Source organism: Tenacibaculum sp. 1B UA (assembly GCF_033978845.1).
Classification (GTDB): Bacteria; Bacteroidota; Bacteroidia; order Flavobacteriales; family Flavobacteriaceae; genus Polaribacter.
Genome location: NZ_JAKVUA010000013.1, coordinates 75,708 through 93,255, shown reverse-complemented (window position 1 = coordinate 93,255; position 17,548 = coordinate 75,708). Strand labels below are relative to the sequence as shown.

Genomic DNA, 17,548 nt, shown 5'->3' with positions numbered 1-17,548 from the left:
CTGAACAGATTGTTTTCACTGTCAATGCCCATATATTCAGCAGTAAGACTTAAACTTATTAATTCCAAATCATTTAGTTTTGACTGTCTTCTTTGGTAGGTTAAAAGCTGGTGTTTTGATATTTTTTGTAACACTTTCAATATTCTTTCGTAATTTGCATTTAAGTTACTCATTGTTAATGTTTTGTAACTGAAACAAGTTGCTAATTATCAGTAAGATGAACAACTTTTTTATTTTAAATCATAATACACAACGGGTTAAATTTAAAAATTTTTAACAAAAAAAGTAGGGTTATTTAAATTATAGTTGTTTTATAAACTGTAAGATGTATATAGTATATGACGCTGTTTTAGAATAAAATGCCCCTTCACTTTTACATTTTTTTTGTTTTACTACACTTTTATTCTTGACAGCGTCTTTTTATTAGACTTATAAAGTTATGATATTGTTTGTTTAAGGCTGTTAAAAAACAGCCTTTTTTTAACTTCAATCCACACTTCAAAACAAAATAAAGGCAGTATTTTTGCTTAATGCAAAAAAATAATCAATCAAAGTTAGAGTTCATTGCTTTAATGGCTTCCTTAATGTCATTAGTCGCTTTATCAATAGATGCATTACTACCAGCGTTAGAACAAATAGGAATTAGTATTCGTGTTCAAAAAGAGTCGCATGATAGTCAGTTACTAGTAACCATGATTTTTTTAGGTTTAGGTTTTGGTCAGTTAATTTCTGGACCAATTTCTGATAGTTTAGGAAGAAAAACAGTTATTTATGGAGGTTTTATGCTCTTTGTTATCGCTAGTTTTGTCTGTGTTAATGCTACAAGCATTGAAATGATGGTTTTCGGAAGAATTTTACAAGGAATTGGACTTTCCGCTCCAAGAACTATAAGTATTGCCATGGTTCGTGATAGTTTTAGTGGAAACTATATGGCAAAAATTATGTCATTTATAGTAGTAATATTTATTTTAGTTCCTGTTGTAGCTCCGGCTATAGGTAAATTAATGTTAGATGCCTACGGCTGGAAATCTATATTTTATAGCCAGTTAATATTTGGAGTTTTAGTCATGTTTTGGTTATGGAAACGTCAACCAGAAACACTAAAAGAAGAAAATAGAGTTAAATTTTCTTTTGGTTTATTTTCTGATGGATTAAAGGAGTTTATAAAATACAAACAAGCTACCATTTTTACCTTAATTTCTGGTTTTATTACTGGATCGTTTATGGTGTATTTAAGTGCTTCACAACAAATTTTTCAAGAACAGTACTTATTAGTTGATGAGTTTCCTTACATATTTGCTGGATTGGCTATTTCTGTTGGTTTTGCAACTTTCTTAAATGGTTCGTTTGTTATGAGGTTTGGAATGTATAAACTTGTATCATTCTTTTTAATTATTTTTTCTATAGTTCCAGTTATTTATATCGTATTATTTTATCAAAAAGAAAATCCAAGTATTGCAATATTATTGGTGTTTTTTGCTTTACAATTTTTTTCAATCGGATTTTTATTTGGGAACCTTCGTGCGTTAGCAATGCAACCTGTTGGACATATTGCAGGAATTGGGGCAGCAATTAACGGTTTTGTATCCACTATTATGGCTGTACCAATTGCTACTTTAATAGGAAGATATGTAGATACCACTACTCTACCGCTTTTTATAGGTTTTTTTATATGTGGATTATTGTCTTTACTTCTATTAAACTTTACTAAGTTAAAACCCATAAATGAGTAATATAATGAACTTAGATGTACTTTACGAAGACGATTATATTCTTTGTGTATCAAAACCTAATAATGTAGTAGTGCATCATGCACACCATTCAAGAAACGTTGCAGATGAAGATTCTTTGCTACAACTAATTCAGCAACAATTCGATCAAAAAATGTATCCTGTTCACCGACTTGATAGAAAGACATCAGGAATTATATTACTAGCTAAAGAAACAGAATTTGTAGCTAAGTTTCAAGAACTATTTACCAAGAACAAAATACAAAAGACGTATTACGGAGTTGTTAGAGGTCATGCTCCTAAAACTAAAATTATAGATTCTCCTGTTAAAGGAAGAGATGCCAATGTGTATAAAAATGCTGAAACACATTTGTTTACTGTAGAAAATGTTATAATAGACATTCCTGTTAAACCTTACGATACATCAAGATATAGTTTAGTTAAGTTACTACCTAAAACAGGAAGGTTACACCAGTTACGGATTCATATGAATAAAATTAGTCACCCTCTAATTGGAGATCCAAAGTATGGTGATAAGAACCATAATACAATGTTTATTGATAATTTTACTTGTGAAAATCTTTTTTTACACGCTCATTCTTTGGAGTTTACGCATCCTTATTCAAATAAAAAACTATCTATAGAAGCAGATTTTTCTAAAGATTGGTATGTGATCTTTGAAAAGTTTAATTGGAGTTTATAAAAAGGTGTATCTCCTATTGTTCTCATTTTCAACAGTTAACCTTAATTAACAGCTATGTGATTTTTGTTTTTTTAAAACAGAAGGCAATATTTTTATCATTTTAACGCTTAGATTATTGATTGTTTAATTAATTAACTTTTTATATGATTTAAATCAAAGAAAAATGAAAAATTTAAAACCCTTCATATTAGCAACAGCAGCAGCCTTATTAATGGTAAGCTGTAGTGATAACGACACTAACCCTGTTGATAATCCAAATGCTAAATTATTTGACACCCATTCTCATGAAGTATGTAGCTATATTGATGGTAACTGGGGACAAAACGCTTACATTGGTTCAACTATTGTAAACCAATCAGAAACAAACTTCTTAAACAACCAAAACGTTAAAATAGCTGATGTATTTAACATTAGTACTGTTCCGTTGCATTTTGCTAAAGGTTCTGGAACAGCAAATGCTATTTCTTATGGTGCTGGTTATGTTATTTTTGGAGAAGAATTATATAATATGGCCTTAAGCCAAGGAGGAAGAATTTCTTGTGCTATGGTTCAAGCTCATGAAATTGGGCATCAGTTACAATACCAAAACAACTTACCTTCAAGGTCAGAAAGCACAGCTAGAGCAACTGAATTAGAAGCTGATGGTTTTGCAGGTTATTATATTAAAAAACCAAATGGATACAACGCTACTTGGACACAAGCAGCACCAGCATATAACTTTGCTGCTTCTATTGGTGACTATAATACAACTAGCCCTGGACACCATGGTACACCTGCGCAACGTCGTTCAGCTTTTCGTTTAGGATATTTACTAGGAGATTATGACTTAACTGTTAGTAGTTTTGATTATAACTTCTTTTATTACTATGATAACTATGTGTTACCGGGAGCTTTACGTCAGGATTTAAAGAAACCAGATAATATTGACGAAGATTTACACAAATTTATCTTATCAAAAATGGAAGAGTTAAGAAAAATTAATTCTGGTGAAATCTCTAAGGAAGAATTTGAGAATTTAAAATAAAAACAAAAACTAATATTTTTAAAAGTTAAATTAATTAAACAATAAAAAAAGGGTAGCAAAATTTTGCTACCCTTTTACATTTTATAAAAATAGTTTTTAAATATCTTTAAAAATAGCGTGCATTAAACGTTTTTTATCATTGATGCTCTCTTCAAGGGCAATCATTGTTTCCGTTCTATTTACACCATGAACATCATCTATTCTATAAATAATACCTTTTGCATCATTAGTGTTTTTAGCACGCACTTTACAGAAAATATTATACTTTCCTGCAGTTACGTATGCAACGGTTACATTTGGAATTAAGCGTAAGTTATCAAGCACATGTTGTGTCATAGATGTTTTTTCTAAAAAAATCCCAACATGAGCAATAAACGAATACCCCATTTTTTCATAATTCAAGGTTAATGTAGAGCCTTGAATAATTCCTTCATCTTCCATTTTCTTTACACGTACGTGTATAGTACCCGCAGATACTAACAGTTTTTTTGCGATGTCTGTAAATGGTGTACGAGCATTTTCAATTAAAATGTCTAAAATTTGATGATCAATCTCATCTAATATGAACTTCTTCATTCTTTTTGTTTTCTTCAAGTAATATTGCTAAAATATGATTTTTTTCTAAAAAAAATAAGTTTTATTTGATAGAAAAAGAATTTTTAACTATTTTTTATGAATTCTTTATGAGCTAAATACATAGATAAGTTTCCTTCTTCTTCTTTTGTTAAAACGAGTGCAAATTTATCATTTTCTATACTTTCTACATACTGATATGCGACATCTTTTTTATTATTTTTTGATCGATAAATCACATCATAGAAGTTCTTGATATTGTTAGGAATAGCAAGGTATTTTTCAAAATTATTGAAGTTTTTTGCTAAAGAAATGTGATAAATCCCCTGTAATAGGGCATAAAAGTTATATTTTCTAACCTCCTCCCTGTCGTAATCATTTGCAAAATGACCCGCTTCAATAAGTATAGTATTATGTCCTAACTTTTGAAAATTATCTCCTGTAGCAGTTGGGTAAAATTCATCAGTATAACGACCCACATGATTTGGTATAATTTCTTGTAACAAATTATTCATTGCTACAATTACATTCATGGTTTCCTTTCTTCCTTCAGTAATTGTTCTTGTTTCTTCTTCTGAAGGAGCTAGAAAAGATATTGTTGCTGGGTTTTCTGTTCCTTCAACACCAAAAATGGTTCTTTGATCATGAAGATTGAAGCAAAATTCAGGATTTACTTCTTTTAGAATACTACGCAAAAGTTTACTTTCTTTTGCTTGTAGCTTTACAGCATCTCTATTCAAATCTACATTGTTAGCATTTACACGTGTATACGCTTGTGCCCCGTCTGGGTTTAACATTGGTACAATAGTAATGCTGCAATTAGCTAAAATAGATTGAGTTATTTCGTGGGTAGAAAAACGTTGAATAAAGTTTAAAAAGTCAAATACAGCTTTGGTACCTGTACTTTCGTTTCCATGCATTTGGCTCCAAATGAGAATTCTTTTTTCTCCTTTTCCTAATTTTAATTGATAAATGGCTCTTCCCTCTTCTGATTCTCCAATAGTTTTTGTTTGAATCTCAGAGTTTTGCAATCCTAAATATAAAGGCTCTATATCTGTTAATGTTATCCATCTTCCAGATATAGAGTCTTCTTTAATTTTTGAATAATTTTCTTCTAAAAAAGAGCTGCTTAAGTGTGTCATATCATATTATAACGAAAACCAATCAGTTACTAGCTGTTTTTCAACAGACTCAATAGTTTTGTGTACATAATCATTTTTAGTAATGTCGTACATATAGTCTTTAGACCATTCTTCAATATTATTTGCTAATGCTTGTAACGACTCACAAATAAATTGTACTTCTTCATTTGTAATTGTTGGGTGTACTGATAAACGTACCCAACCTGGTTTTTCTGTATTACAACCTTCTAAAATTTGCCCTTTTATTTCGTTTGACCTTATTTGATCTACGTTTAGTAAGAAATGACCATAGGTTCCAGCGCATGAGCATCCTCCTCTTGTTTGAATACCAAATCGATCGTTTAATAATTTTACAACAAGGTTGAAGTGATATTTTTCAAAATAGAAAGAAAAAATGCTCAAACGATCTTTGTGATTGGGAGCTAAAATTTTAACTCCTTCTAAATTTTCTAAACAATTAAAGATTACAGGATTGATTTCGTCTTCACGCTCTTTTATCTTATCTGTACCAATTTGGTCTTTTACCTGAATACATAAGGCTATTTTAATTGTTTGTAAAAAGGCTGGTGTACCTCCATCTTCACGCGTTTCTACATCGTCAAAATAATCGTGCTGTCCCCAAGGGTTTGTATAGCTAACGGTTCCTCCTCCAGGGTTATCAGGAACCATGTTTTTATACAGTTTTTTATTAAAAATCAATACACCAGAGCTTCCCGGCCCTCCCAAAAATTTGTGTGGAGAAAAGAAAATAGCATCTAAATACTCATCTTCTTTTTCTGGATGCATATTTATATCAACATAAGGCGCAGAACAAGCAAAATCAACAAAGCATAAACCGCCATAACGATGAATTAATGAGGCTACTTTATGGTAGTCTGTCTTAATTCCTGTTACGTTAGATCCTGCTACTATAGAAGCAATTTTAATAGGTCTATCTAGGTACTTTTTTATGGTTTCTTCAAACTTATCCAAACATACTAAACCTTCATCATTACAAGGAACTACTTCCACATCTGCTATAGTTTCAATCCAAGAAGTTTGGTTTGAGTGGTGTTCCATATGGCTTACAAAAACGATAGGTCTTTTTTCTTCTGGAACTTGTGTGTTTTCTTTTAAATTTTCATTTATTTTTAAACCTAAAATACGTTGAAATTTATTAACAACACCCGTCATACCAGAACCTTCCGTAATTAACACATCGTTTGAAGATGCATTTACGTGACGTTTGATAATATTTCGTGCTTCATGATAAGCTAAAGTCATGGCTGCTCCAGAAGTTGAAGTTTCTGTATGAGTATTGGCTACAAAAGGTCCAAACTTATATAAAAGCTGCTCTTCTATAGGTCGATATAACCTTCCGCTTGCAGTCCAATCTGTATAAATCATTTTCTTTTCGCCATAAGGTGTTTGAAAAGTTTGATCTATACCTACAATATTTTTTCTGAACTTATCAAAATACTGCTCTAAATCCATAGTTGAAATCTCTAGTTGTTTGTAATGTTGCATAAAATTAGTAGTATACTACTAGTTAGCCTAAAATAGTTATAATATTAACGCATTTATAACACTTTGTTATTAAAGTCTAAATTTACCACCTATTAAAATAGTGTTTTCAAAAAAGTAAAAACTTTGTGAGGCAGAATCAATAGAACTACTTGTAGTTTTAACATCTGGCATATAAATATACCCTCCTTTTAAATCAGCTTGAACAAAAAAGTGCTTTAAGAAAGTAATATTTAAACCTCCACCAATAGAAGCTCCGTACCCAGATAAATGAAAGTCATCATGACGATCCATTCCTAATAAAGTTGTATTAGTTCTTGGATACAAAATTCCCATTCCTACTCCTTCTGTTAAGTTGATTTGTAAGTTTTCTAAGTTTAAACCAAACCAGTGACTTACGTCATCAAAACGTTTTACTTCTACGTTTACGTAATTTAAACCGTCCGTATGCTCAAAACGTAAAAAGTCAGCGGCTAAATTGATAGTTTCATTATTGTATGTTCCATCATATTTAGCATTTCCTGTATTAATATTTCCATTAATCTTTACATCCTGGTCGGCTATCATTACATATTTCATATGGTCTACCCCAATAGAAATGGTGTAATTTTCTTTAAAGAAATACCCTATTCTATAATTTGTTTGCGGAATAGTTACTCTTCCTGGATTGAAGTAATCATTAAATGAAAATTTTGTTTGTCTGTCTTGAGCTTTTACATTTTGTAAAGTAAAATCGTAATTAGCTCCTTTAAAACGAATATCTGAATTAGAATAACTAGCCCAGTTCCATCCCCAATAAACGAAGAATTTTCCTTTGTTAGTTACTTTTTTCTTTGGAAGAATTTCCTCGTTTTTCTCCTGTGCTATTATTGATACTGAAGCGACCAGCATTAATAAACTTACTATTTTTAATTTCAAAAAACTATTGTATTATTTGTTGTATTTCAGTGATAAATCTTTTAGCTAAAGCATCTGCATCATCTTGACTAGTACTTTCTGTATAAATTCTGATAATAGGCTCAGTATTCGATTTACGTAAATGTACCCATTCCTCAGCAAAATCAATTTTTACTCCGTCAATCGTATTTACATCTTCGTTTTTATAGTTATTAGCCATCGTTTCTAAAATCTTGTCAACATCAATTTGTGGTGTTAATTGGATTTTATTTTTACTCATAAAATAGCTAGGATATGAATCTCTTAACTCTTTACAAGGTGTTTTTTTATGTGCTAAATGTGATAAGAATAAAGCTACTCCAACTAATGAATCGCGTCCATAGTGAGATTCTGGGTAAATAATACCTCCGTTACCTTCTCCTCCAATCACTGTATGGGTATCTTTCATCATTTGTACTACGTTCACCTCTCCTACTGCACTAGCTGTGTATCTTCCTCCATGTTTTTCAGTAACATCACGTAAAGCTCTTGAAGAAGATAAGTTAGAAACTGTATTACCTCCACCTAATTGACCTAATACATAATCGGCACAAGCTACTAAGGTGTATTCTTCTCCGAACATAGATCCATCTTCAGAAATTAACGCTAAACGGTCTACATCTGGATCTACTACAATACCCAAATCAGCCTTTTCTTTTACTACTAATTCAGAAATATCAGTTAAGTGTTCTTTTAAGGGTTCTGGATTGTGTGGAAAGTGTCCATTTGGCTCACAGTATAATTCTACACAGTTTACGCCTAACTCTTCTAACAAAGCAGGTACTGCTATACCTCCTGTAGAGTTTACACCATCAACAACTACTTTAAAGTTAGCATTTTTTATAGATTCTAAGTCTACTAAATCTAGTTTTAAAACTTCTTTGATGTGTTTCTTAATGTAATTCTTCTTTTTTCTATACGATCCTAAATCGTCAACTTCAGCAAACTCAATTGTGGCATCATTTTCAGCAATCTTTAAAATTTCAGCTCCATCTTCACCATTTAAAAATTCGCCTTTTTCATTTAAAAGTTTAAGTGCATTCCATTGTTTAGGATTATGAGAGGCTGTTAAAATAATACCTCCATCAGCTTTTTCAAGAGGAACAGCTACTTCAACAGTTGGTGTAGTTGATAACCCTAAATCGATTACATCAATTCCTAAACCAACTAAGGTATTAGCTACTAAGTTACTTATCATTTTACCCGATATACGAGCGTCTCTACCAATAACTATCGTTATTTTTTCTTTCTTGGAGTTTTTCTTTTTTATAAATGTACCATAAGCAGCAGCGAATTTTACTGCATCTATAGGTGTTAAATTATCACCTGTATTTCCGCCTATGGTACCTCTAATACCTGATATAGATTTAATAAGTGTCATATTAATTTTAATTGATGAGCAAATATAAAGCTATTTAAGAAAGTAACCTTTAAATGGGATAGCTTTAACTGTAACATTTATTACATAGGGAACTAAAAAAACCGTTAAGTTTAAAACTTAACGGTTTATAATTTTCAAGAAGTTGTAAGGATTATTTTCCTTCCATTTTCTTCTTTAACTCAGCTAATCCACCGATATCTCCTAAAGTAGTTTTTTCTACATCTTGAGCTTTAGCAGCAGCAGCTTTAATGTTCTTTTGTTCTTCTTCTCTAAAGATAGAAGTGTGAGAAACAACAATTCTACGGTACTCTTTACTAAACTCAGTTACTTGGAACTTAGTTTCGTCACCTTTAGCTAATTTACCTCCGTCTTCTTTTTCTAAGAAACGAGTTGGAGCGAAAGCTTCAACACCATCAGCAAATACTACAGTTGCACCTTTATCATTTTTCTCTTTGATAGTACCTTCGTGCATAGATCCGATTTTGTACGTAGCCTCATGAGCATCCCAAGGGTTATCTTGAGTTTGCTTATGACCTAAGTTTAATTTACGGTTTTCTACATCTAATTCTAATACTTGTACTTCTAATTGATCACCTACAGTTACGAAATCTGATGGATGCTTAATTTTCTTAGTCCAAGATAAATCAGAGATATACACTAATCCGTCGATACCTTCTTCTAACTCTACAAATACACCAAAGTTAGTGTAGTTACGTACAGTACCAGTGTGTTTAGAACCTACTGGATATTTAGTAGTGATATCTGTCCATGGATCTGGGTGTAATTGCTTCATACCTAAAGACATTTTACGCTCTTCGCGGTCTAATGTTAAGATTTGAGCCTCTACTTCATCACCAACTTTTACGAAATCTTGCGCAGAACGTAAGTGTGTTGACCATGACATTTCAGATACGTGGATTAATCCTTCTACTCCTTCTTCAACCTCTACAAATGCACCATAATCAGCTAAAACAACTACTTTACCTTTTACTTTATCACCAACTTTTAAGTCAGAGTTTAAAGCTTCCCAAGGGTGAGCAGATAATTGTTTTAATCCTAATTGAATTCTTGACTTGTTATCATCAAAGTCTAAGATTACAACGTTTAATTTTTGATCTAATTCAACAACTTCATTCGGGTGGTTGATACGAGACCAAGATAAATCAGTAATGTGAACTAATCCGTCAACACCTCCTAAGTCAACAAATACACCGTAAGAAGTAATGTTTTTAACAACACCTTCTAGTACTTGTCCTTTTTCTAATTGACCGATAATTTCACGTTTTTGATCTTCTAAATCAGCTTCAATTAATGCTTTATGAGATACTACTACGTTTTTAAATTCGTGGTTGATTTTCACAACTTTGAATTCCATAGTTTTCTCTACATATTGATCGTAGTCACGGATAGGCTTCACATCAATTTGAGAACCTGGTAAGAATGCTTCAATACCAAATACATCAACGATCATACCTCCACGAGTTCTACATTTAACAAAACCGTTAACGATTTCACCTGTTTCGTGTGCATTGTTAACACGATCCCAAGCTTTGATTACACGTGCTTTTTTGTGAGATAATACTAATTGACCAGAAGCATCTTCTCTTTTGTCAACTAATACTTCTACTTTGTCTCCAACAGCTAAACTTGGGTTGTAACGGAACTCGTTTAACGAAATTACACCCTCTGACTTAGAATTAATGTCAATAATAGCATCACGATCAGTAATACGTACTACTTCACCTTCAATAACGTCGCGTTCGTTTACGAACCCTACAGTACCTTCTAAGGCTTTTTCAAATTCTTGTAATTTAGACTCGTCAACTTCATCAATACCTTCTTCGTATTTGTGCCAGTTAAAGGTTGCTAAAAATTCTGCTGGATTTACAGCTTCTGCTGTGTTTTTTGTTTCTTCAGACATGTCTGAAATAAATATTTGTATCTTTTTGTTAACCAGATTTCTAACGATACTAACGCCAAGAGAAATTAAACTTAATAAATGTTATTTTCTACCCTTTTTAAATCTGTACTCGTAAAAAGGCGTGCAAATTTACGAATAATTATTGAAGTTACCTAAAATGTTTTGGTTTTTAGCAAGTTAGTTAATTATACTGATGGTTCTATATTAATAATCGTCATCAGGTTGTGGTTTAAGTAAGAATTTCGAAACCACTTTATCATCTAACTTCATAAAATCGTTGTAAAGTACTTTTGTTACTTCCTCACTAGATTTTTTATCTTTTAATAAGTCGTAGGCTTTAGCAGGTGAATCTTTTATAACATCTTTTACAAGCTCCTTCCCTATTTCTATTATTTCAGATTTTGGGAAACCTCTTTCTACAAAAGGTTTAACATTTGCTACAACACTAATTGCTGCTCCTTTGCAAATATTTTCTTTTGTTGGTATTGTTTGTTGACTGTTTTGAGAAAACAGCTGAAAAGAGAGAAAAAGAAACGCGACAATTAACAAGTTTTTTAGTTTCATGTTCATTTTTTTAGTTAATTATTAAAACACTAAATTAATACATTTCAGATTGTTACGAAAGTAAAATATTAACTTAAGTGCACTTAGTATATATTAAAATAATTTTTATTATTCCACTTCTTTTATCTCTACCTTAAACAAATTTTCAAAAGTTTCGAAAATGTTTTCAGCTTCTTTTTTACGTACTGAAATGGTGTACTCGCAGTCTAATTCTAATTTTTGATTAATGATATTCAAGTTTCGTTCTTTAATAATACGTTGCACCTTGTTCATCATATCGTAACCAAACTTTAGTTTATAATGAATATCGATGGTTTTTTCTACAATTTCAGAAGCTTCCAAAGCAAGTTGCGCAGAAGTCCGATAGGCATTAATCAATCCTCCCACTCCAAGTTTTGTTCCACCAAAATAGCGTACTGAAACAATTAAGATATTGGTTAGATCAAAAGATTGTATTTGTCCGTAAATTGGTTGACCAGCAGAATTACTAGGTTCTCCATCGTCATTCGCACGAAAACGAGTCTTTTCGGTTCCTAATTGCCAAGCATAACAATGATGACGCGCCGTATGATGCTGCTTACGAAGTTCTTCTAAGCGTTCTTTGATATCTTCTTCAGAAAAAACAGGGAAAGCATACCCGAAAAACTTGCTATTTCGGTCTTTAAACAAGGTTTCTTCCGAAGGTTTCGTTATCGTTTTATAAGTGTCTTTTATCTCTTCATTCATTACGCCGAAACTACTAATAAAATACTAATTATGGCAAGCCCAATACCAATCCAATTTTTTTTAACCAATTTTTCTTTAAAAAATGCAAGAGCAAACACTGTGGTTAGTATCACTATTGATACATTATTTATAGTAAAAACTGTAGAACTTTCGAGCCCTTTTGTTTGTAATGCTTTTAATAGATACTCCATAGAATAATAGTTAGAAATCCCTAAAGCAATTCCTCCAAGTAGTGTTTTCCATTCAAAACGTCCTTTTTTATTTAGTAATTGAGCTATAAAAATAAAAAAACCAAAAAGCAACGCACAGCCAAAAATAGTTGACAGAAACATAGGTACGGCTTCTTTAGCTACATAAGTGGTTTCTGTGTACTTTAATAATGTATCAATACTCCCTGAACCTAAAAAAAGCAATAGCGGAAACAACAAATTCTTAAACTTCACAGGAGAAGTATCACTTTTAGCAGAGGATAAGTACACAGCTACTAACGCTAAAATTATCCCAATAATTTTTACAGTACCTATACTCTCATTATATAAGAAGATTCCAATAACTACAGGGATTACTACTGACATTTTTCCCGCTACTGAAGCTACTGAGAGTCCATTTTTTTGTGCTGTAATTCCCATTATATTAAATACAGCGATAAATAAAAAACCTAAAATAAAAGCACCTAAAAACCAAGGTTGACCTGGTATCTCAGTGACTGGTATAGAAACTTCTGTATGGACAAATCCAAAAGACAACGCTACGGCATAGTTTAAAACAATGGCCTGTGAAGTATTTACTTTACAAACATCAAAAAGTTTAAAAATAACAAATAGTAAACTGGAAATAAGAATGCTAAAAATTAAGTATATCACGATGCAAACTCTTTTCGTTTTAGTAAATCAACTACATCCTCTGTTTTTGGACAGTTATTCCATACATGGATACCCAACTGTTGTGCAGTATCGGTATTTTCTTTGGTGTCATCTATAAAGAAAGTTTCAGAAGGTTGTAAGTCGTTCTTTTGTAATACAAATTCAAAGATATTTGCGTTTGGTTTTCTAAAGTTGACTTCATGCGATAAATAAAACTGCTCAAAACAGTCCTTGAACTCACTATATAACCCCTTACCCCATTCATTTTGAATCCAAGAAATATGTAAGTCGTTGGTGTTACTTAGTAAAAACAAACGATACTGGTTACCAGCTGATAATTCTTTTAAAAAACTCAATCGGTGTTTAGGAAAATCTAATAAAATGGCATTCCAAGAACGGATTAAGTCTTCTTTTGAAATGTTGAACTTATCATGGAAAAAAGACACAAACTCATCAGTAGAAATTAATCCCATTTCATACTGATAATATTGTTGCATCATTTCTTCAGAAATTTCAGTAACTCCTAATTTTGCAAGTTCTTTATAAGTTGCTTCTTTGTCTAAATTGATGAATACATCACCAAAATCAAAAATGATGTTTTTAATCATTCCTATATATTCTTAATATGTCGTTGTCTATTCTTTCTTCGGAAGATAGCTTAGCGTCAAAAATTGGACGCTTCACTCCTTCTCCAAAGTTTACATCACCAATAAACACTTTAGCTTCATCCCATAAATTTGCATCGATAAATGTTTGTAATGTTTGTACCCCTCCTTCAATAATTACCGATTGTATTTGATGTTTATATAAAATCTCGCAAATTTGTTTTGCTACTTGAGAAGAAAAATCGATTTGTTCGTAAATGAGTTTTTGAGATTTCTCACTATCGTTCGAAATGACACCTATTTCCTTCTCTGCTTCTGTTATAATTATTGTTTGTACGTTTTCATCAAAAACAGTTACCTCTGACGGGATTCGCAAGTTTTTATCAACAACAACTCTTACAGGGTTGTTGCCTTTCCAGCTACGAACAGTTAATGACGGATTGTCTGCTATCACTGTATTAGTTCCCACCAAAATAGCATGTTCTTCACTACGCCATTTATGCACTAGCTGTTGAGAATATTTATTGGAAATCCATACTGGTTTTTGTTCATCTTTGGTTAAAGGAGCTATAAATCCGTTTTTGGTTTCGGCCCACTTTAAAATAATATATGGACGTTTTTTATTTTGAACGGTAAAAAAACGTTTGTGGTGTTCTTTACAAGCTTCTTCACAAACACCTACTATCACATTTCTACCAGCTTTTCTAAGTCGCTCAATACCTTTACCCGCTACTAAACTATTTGTATCTACACAGCCTATAACAACATTAGGTATTTCTTTTTTGATTATTAAATCAGCACATGGTGGTGTTTTTCCATGATGTGAACAAGGTTCTAGCGTTACATAAATAGTTGCTTCTTTTAATAGTTCTTGATTTTGAACTGAGTTAATAGCATTTACTTCAGCATGTGGTCCACCGTAAGGAGAAGTAAAACCTTCTCCTATAACTTTGTCATTATAGACAATCACAGCTCCTACTGATGGATTTGGTCGCGTAGTTCCTACCCCTTTTTTTGCCAGTTGTAAACAACGTTGTATATACTTTTTGTGATTCACAGCTTTAAAATTTAATTTTTATGTCTTCTACTTTATCAATAGAATATATATGTGAAAAACCTAAAACTTTATATTTTAAACCTCCTTTAAAATGAATTTTTAGACGTTGATTTATCAAAGAGTTTAAAATCCCTCCTAAAATTCCGTTTTTATTATTTTCAAATACCCTTTTTGAAGGTATTACCACTTTTAACGGAATATGAAATTCTTTACGAGCAGGAACTTTAAATTCTTCAGAAGAAACTTGTGCTACTTCTACTTGATCAATGAAAATTTTAATCTCATCAGTAGCAATTTTGCCTCCTATATCATTTGGGTTCTCAAAATAAGCATTAGCACCAATTTTTACAGTATCAGTAGAAGCGGATAAAAGCTTTATGTCATCAACTTTTAAAAAGATTGGTTTTTGTTTTACCGAGCAACTAATCATTAGTAATAAAAAAGGTGAAAAATAAATGAATTTCTTCATAAAAACTCGTGTTTTTTTGGGTACTTTGCTCTTGCAAAAGTACTATATTCCTATGACACCATCTGATTTTATTATTAGAGAAATAAAACCACAAGATAATGCCGAAATGGCTAACGTAATTCGTGAAGTATTAATCGAACTTGACGCTCCTAAAGTAGGAACTGCTTATGAAGATAAAGCTACTGATGAAATGTATGAGAGCTATCAAAAAGAAAAAGCGGGGTATTTTGTTGTTGAACATAAAGGAATTATTGTAGGTGGCGCAGGTTTTGCTCAATTGGATAACTTTGAAGGAAGTGTTTGTGAATTTCAAAAAATGTATTTTTTACCTATAGCAAGAGGTAAAGGTTTAGGAAGCAAACTAATCAACTTCTGTTTGAACAAGGCTAAAGAAGAAGGTTTTAAGCAATGTTATTTAGAAACCTTACCATATATGAAAGCTGCAACAAAACTATATCGAAAAAATGGTTTTATAGATTTAGAAAAACCATTAGGAAACACAGGTCATTATTCTTGTAATGTGTGGATGTTAAAAGATTTATAAAATCACTTTATAGAAATGCTATTAAAACAATACAAATCTTACTTTTCAGAACAGTTAAGTTCAATTTTTCCTCAGACAGAAATTAATACTTTTTTCTTTCTATTGATAGAAGAATATTTAGGCTTTCAACGCATAGATCTTACACTTCAACCTACTTTTGAAGTTCTTTCTGATAAAAAGAGGTTGTTAGATGAAGCTTTAGCTCGGTTAAAAAAAGAAGAACCTATCCAATACATATTAGGTAAAACGGAATTTTTCGGACTACCGTTTAATGTTGATAAAAACACACTAATTCCACGTCCTGAAACTGAAGAATTGGTTGAATGGATAGTTAAAGAAGTTGAAAAATCTCAAAAACTATTATCTATACTAGATATTGGAACTGGTACTGGTTGTATCCCTATTAGCCTAAAAAAACAGCTTCCTAATATGAACGTAAGTGCTGTTGATGTTTCTGAAAAGGCTTTGATTGTTGCTAAAAAAAATGCAGAATTAAATGATGTTGAAGTTTCTTTTATGCTTCAAGATATTTTAAAAACTAAAGTATTAAATAGTAAATTTGATATTATTGTTTCTAATCCTCCTTATGTACGTGAATTAGAAAAAGCTGAAATAAAAAATAATGTATTAGAAAACGAGCCGCACTTGGCTTTGTTTGTTGAAGATAACAATCCATTACTTTTCTATAAAAAAATAGCCGATTTAGCTAAAAATAATTTAACTAAAACCGGACTACTTTTTTTTGAAATTAATCAATATCTAAGTAAAGAGACTGTTGAAATGTTAAAAGATAAAGGTTTTACTAAAATTGAACTTAGAAAAGATTTATTCGGTAATAATAGAATGATTAAAGCTAGTTTATAACTTCCCTTATTCACTGAGTTTAACTTACTCCAAAAAACCTTTTAAAAAACGAACCTTTTTTTGTGTTATCTTTTATAAACATATTTAAATCATTATAATCAGATATTAAATACTCTACATACGTATCATAATCTGTATTTTTTGCATCCAAAAAACCAGTTAAGAACTTTTCAGAAGCCTCAATATCTTTCAATCCCTCTATTTCTAAAAGCTTTTTGTATAAGGGTGTTATTTCATTTATAGCCTTTTTAGGTGCAGCCTTTCTTATACCTTTATAATGAGTTACTTCTCCTTTTTCATTTTCTTTAACAATAAAATCTGTCATAACCCAATAATACCTTCCCGATTTAGCTAAATTCTTAACAAAGGCTACCATATTTCTTTTTTCTTTTAGCCTTTGCCACATTAGCTTAAATATAATTTTTGGCATATCTGGGTGTCTAACAATGTTATGTCCCGATCCTGCTAACTCATGAACTTCGTATCCGCATGAATTTACAAAATCTTCATTACAATATTCAATAACACCTCTAGTATCAGTTATACTTAAAAGTATAGCATTATCATTTAATTTAATTTCAGTATCAATAGGTACTGGTTTTCGTAATTTTGGTTTTCTTTTTTGATTCTCCCTTGTTTGAGAATCCCATTTTTTTTGATAATTATTAGTTGTCATATTATTGAATGATTTTTGAGTTTGTAAGGTATAAATCGTTTTTTTTAAGCTTTAATACTATACAGATTGAGGGGGAGCATCAAAAAAACACACAACTATGAAAAGAAGTAATCTTAATAATTTCACAGATAACCTTAACACAGCTTGACACAAACATAAAAAGCATCTTTATATATATATATATATGATAAATATCATACTTTAAAAAGTGTTATTATTTTATGGTGTTATTGTTTTATTATTTTTTTATTAAAAAAAGTAATTCAT

At 31.2% G+C, this 17,548-nt stretch carries 18 protein-coding genes; 5 read left to right on the top strand and 13 right to left on the bottom strand.

All coding sequences use genetic code 11. The features are described from left to right. The first annotated feature begins 530 nt into the window (after positions 1-530). The 3 genes from MK851_RS11135 (at position 531) to MK851_RS11125 (ending at position 3,457) form a co-directional block, all read left to right on the top strand. A complete protein-coding gene (locus MK851_RS11135) occupies positions 531-1,733 on the top strand; it encodes a multidrug effflux MFS transporter (RefSeq protein WP_320243937.1) in 1,203 nt (400 codons plus the stop codon). After that, complete coding sequence (locus MK851_RS11130; protein WP_320243935.1) at positions 1,726-2,433, top strand: pseudouridine synthase; 708 nt, start codon at positions 1,726-1,728, stop codon at positions 2,431-2,433. The genes MK851_RS11135 and MK851_RS11130 overlap by 8 nt, the downstream gene beginning before the upstream one ends. Positions 2,434-2,596: 163 nt before the next feature. Continuing rightward, positions 2,597-3,457 carry a metalloprotease gene (locus tag MK851_RS11125; RefSeq protein ID WP_303510974.1) on the top strand — a complete coding sequence of 287 codons (861 nt, stop codon included), beginning with the start codon at positions 2,597-2,599 and terminating at the stop codon, positions 3,455-3,457. 96 nt (positions 3,458-3,553) lie between these two features. Here MK851_RS11125 and MK851_RS11120 read toward each other — a convergent pair whose 3' ends face one another. From MK851_RS11120 to MK851_RS11065, 12 genes are all read right to left on the bottom strand, one after another. Next, positions 3,554-4,033, bottom strand: a complete 480-nt coding sequence (locus tag MK851_RS11120; protein ID WP_303510976.1) for an Lrp/AsnC family transcriptional regulator — start codon at positions 4,031-4,033, stop codon at positions 3,554-3,556. A gap of 83 nt (positions 4,034-4,116) precedes the next feature. After that, positions 4,117-5,172 (bottom strand): M14 family zinc carboxypeptidase, encoded by a 1,056-nt coding sequence (locus tag MK851_RS11115; RefSeq protein ID WP_320243932.1) that lies wholly within the window; start codon positions 5,170-5,172, stop codon positions 4,117-4,119. Between the two features lie 6 nt (positions 5,173-5,178). After that, positions 5,179-6,678 (bottom strand): aminotransferase class V-fold PLP-dependent enzyme, encoded by a 1,500-nt coding sequence (locus MK851_RS11110; RefSeq protein ID WP_320243930.1) that lies wholly within the window; start codon positions 6,676-6,678, stop codon positions 5,179-5,181. Between the two features lie 69 nt (positions 6,679-6,747). After that, positions 6,748-7,566 carry a hypothetical protein gene (locus MK851_RS11105; protein ID WP_408034062.1) on the bottom strand — a complete coding sequence of 273 codons (819 nt, stop codon included), beginning with the start codon at positions 7,564-7,566 and terminating at the stop codon, positions 6,748-6,750. Positions 7,567-7,597: 31 nt separating this feature from the next. Further along, entirely contained in the window at positions 7,598-8,992 is a 1,395-nt protein-coding gene (glmM, locus tag MK851_RS11100; RefSeq protein WP_320243928.1) for a phosphoglucosamine mutase, read from the bottom strand. 151 nt (positions 8,993-9,143) lie between these two features. After that, entirely contained in the window at positions 9,144-10,913 is a 1,770-nt protein-coding gene (gene rpsA / locus MK851_RS11095; protein ID WP_303510989.1) for a 30S ribosomal protein S1, read from the bottom strand. A gap of 204 nt (positions 10,914-11,117) precedes the next feature. Then, the gene (locus tag MK851_RS11090) at positions 11,118-11,477 is read right to left on the bottom strand and encodes a hypothetical protein (protein ID WP_147300526.1); all 360 of its coding nucleotides are present in this window, start codon (positions 11,475-11,477) and stop codon (positions 11,118-11,120) included. 108 nt (positions 11,478-11,585) lie between these two features. Further along, positions 11,586-12,203: a YigZ family protein gene (locus MK851_RS11085; RefSeq protein ID WP_320243924.1), complete on the bottom strand. Its 618-nt coding sequence runs from the start codon at positions 12,201-12,203 to the stop codon at positions 11,586-11,588. Next, positions 12,203-13,066 carry an EamA family transporter gene (locus MK851_RS11080; RefSeq protein WP_320243922.1) on the bottom strand — a complete coding sequence of 288 codons (864 nt, stop codon included), beginning with the start codon at positions 13,064-13,066 and terminating at the stop codon, positions 12,203-12,205. The genes MK851_RS11085 and MK851_RS11080 overlap by 1 nt, the downstream gene beginning before the upstream one ends. Beyond that, the gene (locus tag MK851_RS11075) at positions 13,063-13,674 is read right to left on the bottom strand and encodes an HAD-IA family hydrolase (RefSeq protein ID WP_320243921.1); all 612 of its coding nucleotides are present in this window, start codon (positions 13,672-13,674) and stop codon (positions 13,063-13,065) included. Before MK851_RS11075 ends, MK851_RS11080 begins: the two co-directional genes overlap by 4 nt. Continuing rightward, entirely contained in the window at positions 13,667-14,728 is a 1,062-nt protein-coding gene (ribD, locus tag MK851_RS11070) for a bifunctional diaminohydroxyphosphoribosylaminopyrimidine deaminase/5-amino-6-(5-phosphoribosylamino)uracil reductase RibD (protein ID WP_320243919.1), read from the bottom strand. Before ribD ends, MK851_RS11075 begins: the two co-directional genes overlap by 8 nt. Before the next feature lie 4 nt (positions 14,729-14,732). Beyond that, positions 14,733-15,197, bottom strand: coding sequence for an LEA type 2 family protein (locus MK851_RS11065; RefSeq protein ID WP_320243917.1), 465 nt, complete (start codon positions 15,195-15,197; stop codon positions 14,733-14,735). 52 nt (positions 15,198-15,249) lie between these two features. Between MK851_RS11065 and MK851_RS11060 the strand changes: the two genes are divergently transcribed. Together MK851_RS11060 and prmC are read left to right on the top strand one after the other, a co-directional pair. Then, a complete protein-coding gene (locus MK851_RS11060) occupies positions 15,250-15,741 on the top strand; it encodes a GNAT family N-acetyltransferase (RefSeq protein WP_303511018.1) in 492 nt (163 codons plus the stop codon). Positions 15,742-15,756: 15 nt separating this feature from the next. After that, entirely contained in the window at positions 15,757-16,605 is an 849-nt protein-coding gene (gene prmC / locus MK851_RS11055; RefSeq protein ID WP_320243915.1) for a peptide chain release factor N(5)-glutamine methyltransferase, read from the top strand. Positions 16,606-16,624: 19 nt separating this feature from the next. Here the strand turns inward: prmC and MK851_RS11050 are convergent, their stop codons facing one another. After that, positions 16,625-17,281 (bottom strand): PAS domain-containing protein, encoded by a 657-nt coding sequence (locus tag MK851_RS11050; protein ID WP_320243913.1) that lies wholly within the window; start codon positions 17,279-17,281, stop codon positions 16,625-16,627. Positions 17,282-17,548: the final 267 nt, after the last annotated feature.

What these genes read in the sequence shown, in the direction of transcription:
- MK851_RS11050 (WP_320243913.1), bottom strand. Translation starts at nt 17,281, where the DNA reads ATGACAACTAATAATTATCAAAAAAAATGGGATTCTCAAACAAGGGAG.
- MK851_RS11075 (WP_320243921.1), bottom strand. Translation starts at nt 13,674, where the DNA reads ATGATTAAAAACATCATTTTTGATTTTGGTGATGTATTCATCAATTTA.
- MK851_RS11110 (WP_320243930.1), bottom strand. Translation starts at nt 6,678, where the DNA reads ATGCAACATTACAAACAACTAGAGATTTCAACTATGGATTTAGAGCAG.
- MK851_RS11130 (WP_320243935.1), top strand. Translation starts at nt 1,726, where the DNA reads ATGAGTAATATAATGAACTTAGATGTACTTTACGAAGACGATTATATT.
- MK851_RS11120 (WP_303510976.1), bottom strand. Translation starts at nt 4,033, where the DNA reads ATGAAGAAGTTCATATTAGATGAGATTGATCATCAAATTTTAGACATT.
- MK851_RS11090 (WP_147300526.1), bottom strand. Translation starts at nt 11,477, where the DNA reads ATGAAACTAAAAAACTTGTTAATTGTCGCGTTTCTTTTTCTCTCTTTT.
- MK851_RS11065 (WP_320243917.1), bottom strand. Translation starts at nt 15,197, where the DNA reads ATGAAGAAATTCATTTATTTTTCACCTTTTTTATTACTAATGATTAGT.
- prmC (WP_320243915.1), top strand. Translation starts at nt 15,757, where the DNA reads ATGCTATTAAAACAATACAAATCTTACTTTTCAGAACAGTTAAGTTCA.
- glmM (WP_320243928.1), bottom strand. Translation starts at nt 8,992, where the DNA reads ATGACACTTATTAAATCTATATCAGGTATTAGAGGTACCATAGGCGGA.
- MK851_RS11115 (WP_320243932.1), bottom strand. Translation starts at nt 5,172, where the DNA reads ATGACACACTTAAGCAGCTCTTTTTTAGAAGAAAATTATTCAAAAATT.
- MK851_RS11085 (WP_320243924.1), bottom strand. Translation starts at nt 12,203, where the DNA reads ATGAATGAAGAGATAAAAGACACTTATAAAACGATAACGAAACCTTCG.
- MK851_RS11135 (WP_320243937.1), top strand. Translation starts at nt 531, where the DNA reads ATGCAAAAAAATAATCAATCAAAGTTAGAGTTCATTGCTTTAATGGCT.
- rpsA (WP_303510989.1), bottom strand. Translation starts at nt 10,913, where the DNA reads ATGTCTGAAGAAACAAAAAACACAGCAGAAGCTGTAAATCCAGCAGAA.
- MK851_RS11125 (WP_303510974.1), top strand. Translation starts at nt 2,597, where the DNA reads ATGAAAAATTTAAAACCCTTCATATTAGCAACAGCAGCAGCCTTATTA.
- MK851_RS11060 (WP_303511018.1), top strand. Translation starts at nt 15,250, where the DNA reads ATGACACCATCTGATTTTATTATTAGAGAAATAAAACCACAAGATAAT.
- MK851_RS11105 (WP_408034062.1), bottom strand. Translation starts at nt 7,566, where the DNA reads ATGCTGGTCGCTTCAGTATCAATAATAGCACAGGAGAAAAACGAGGAA.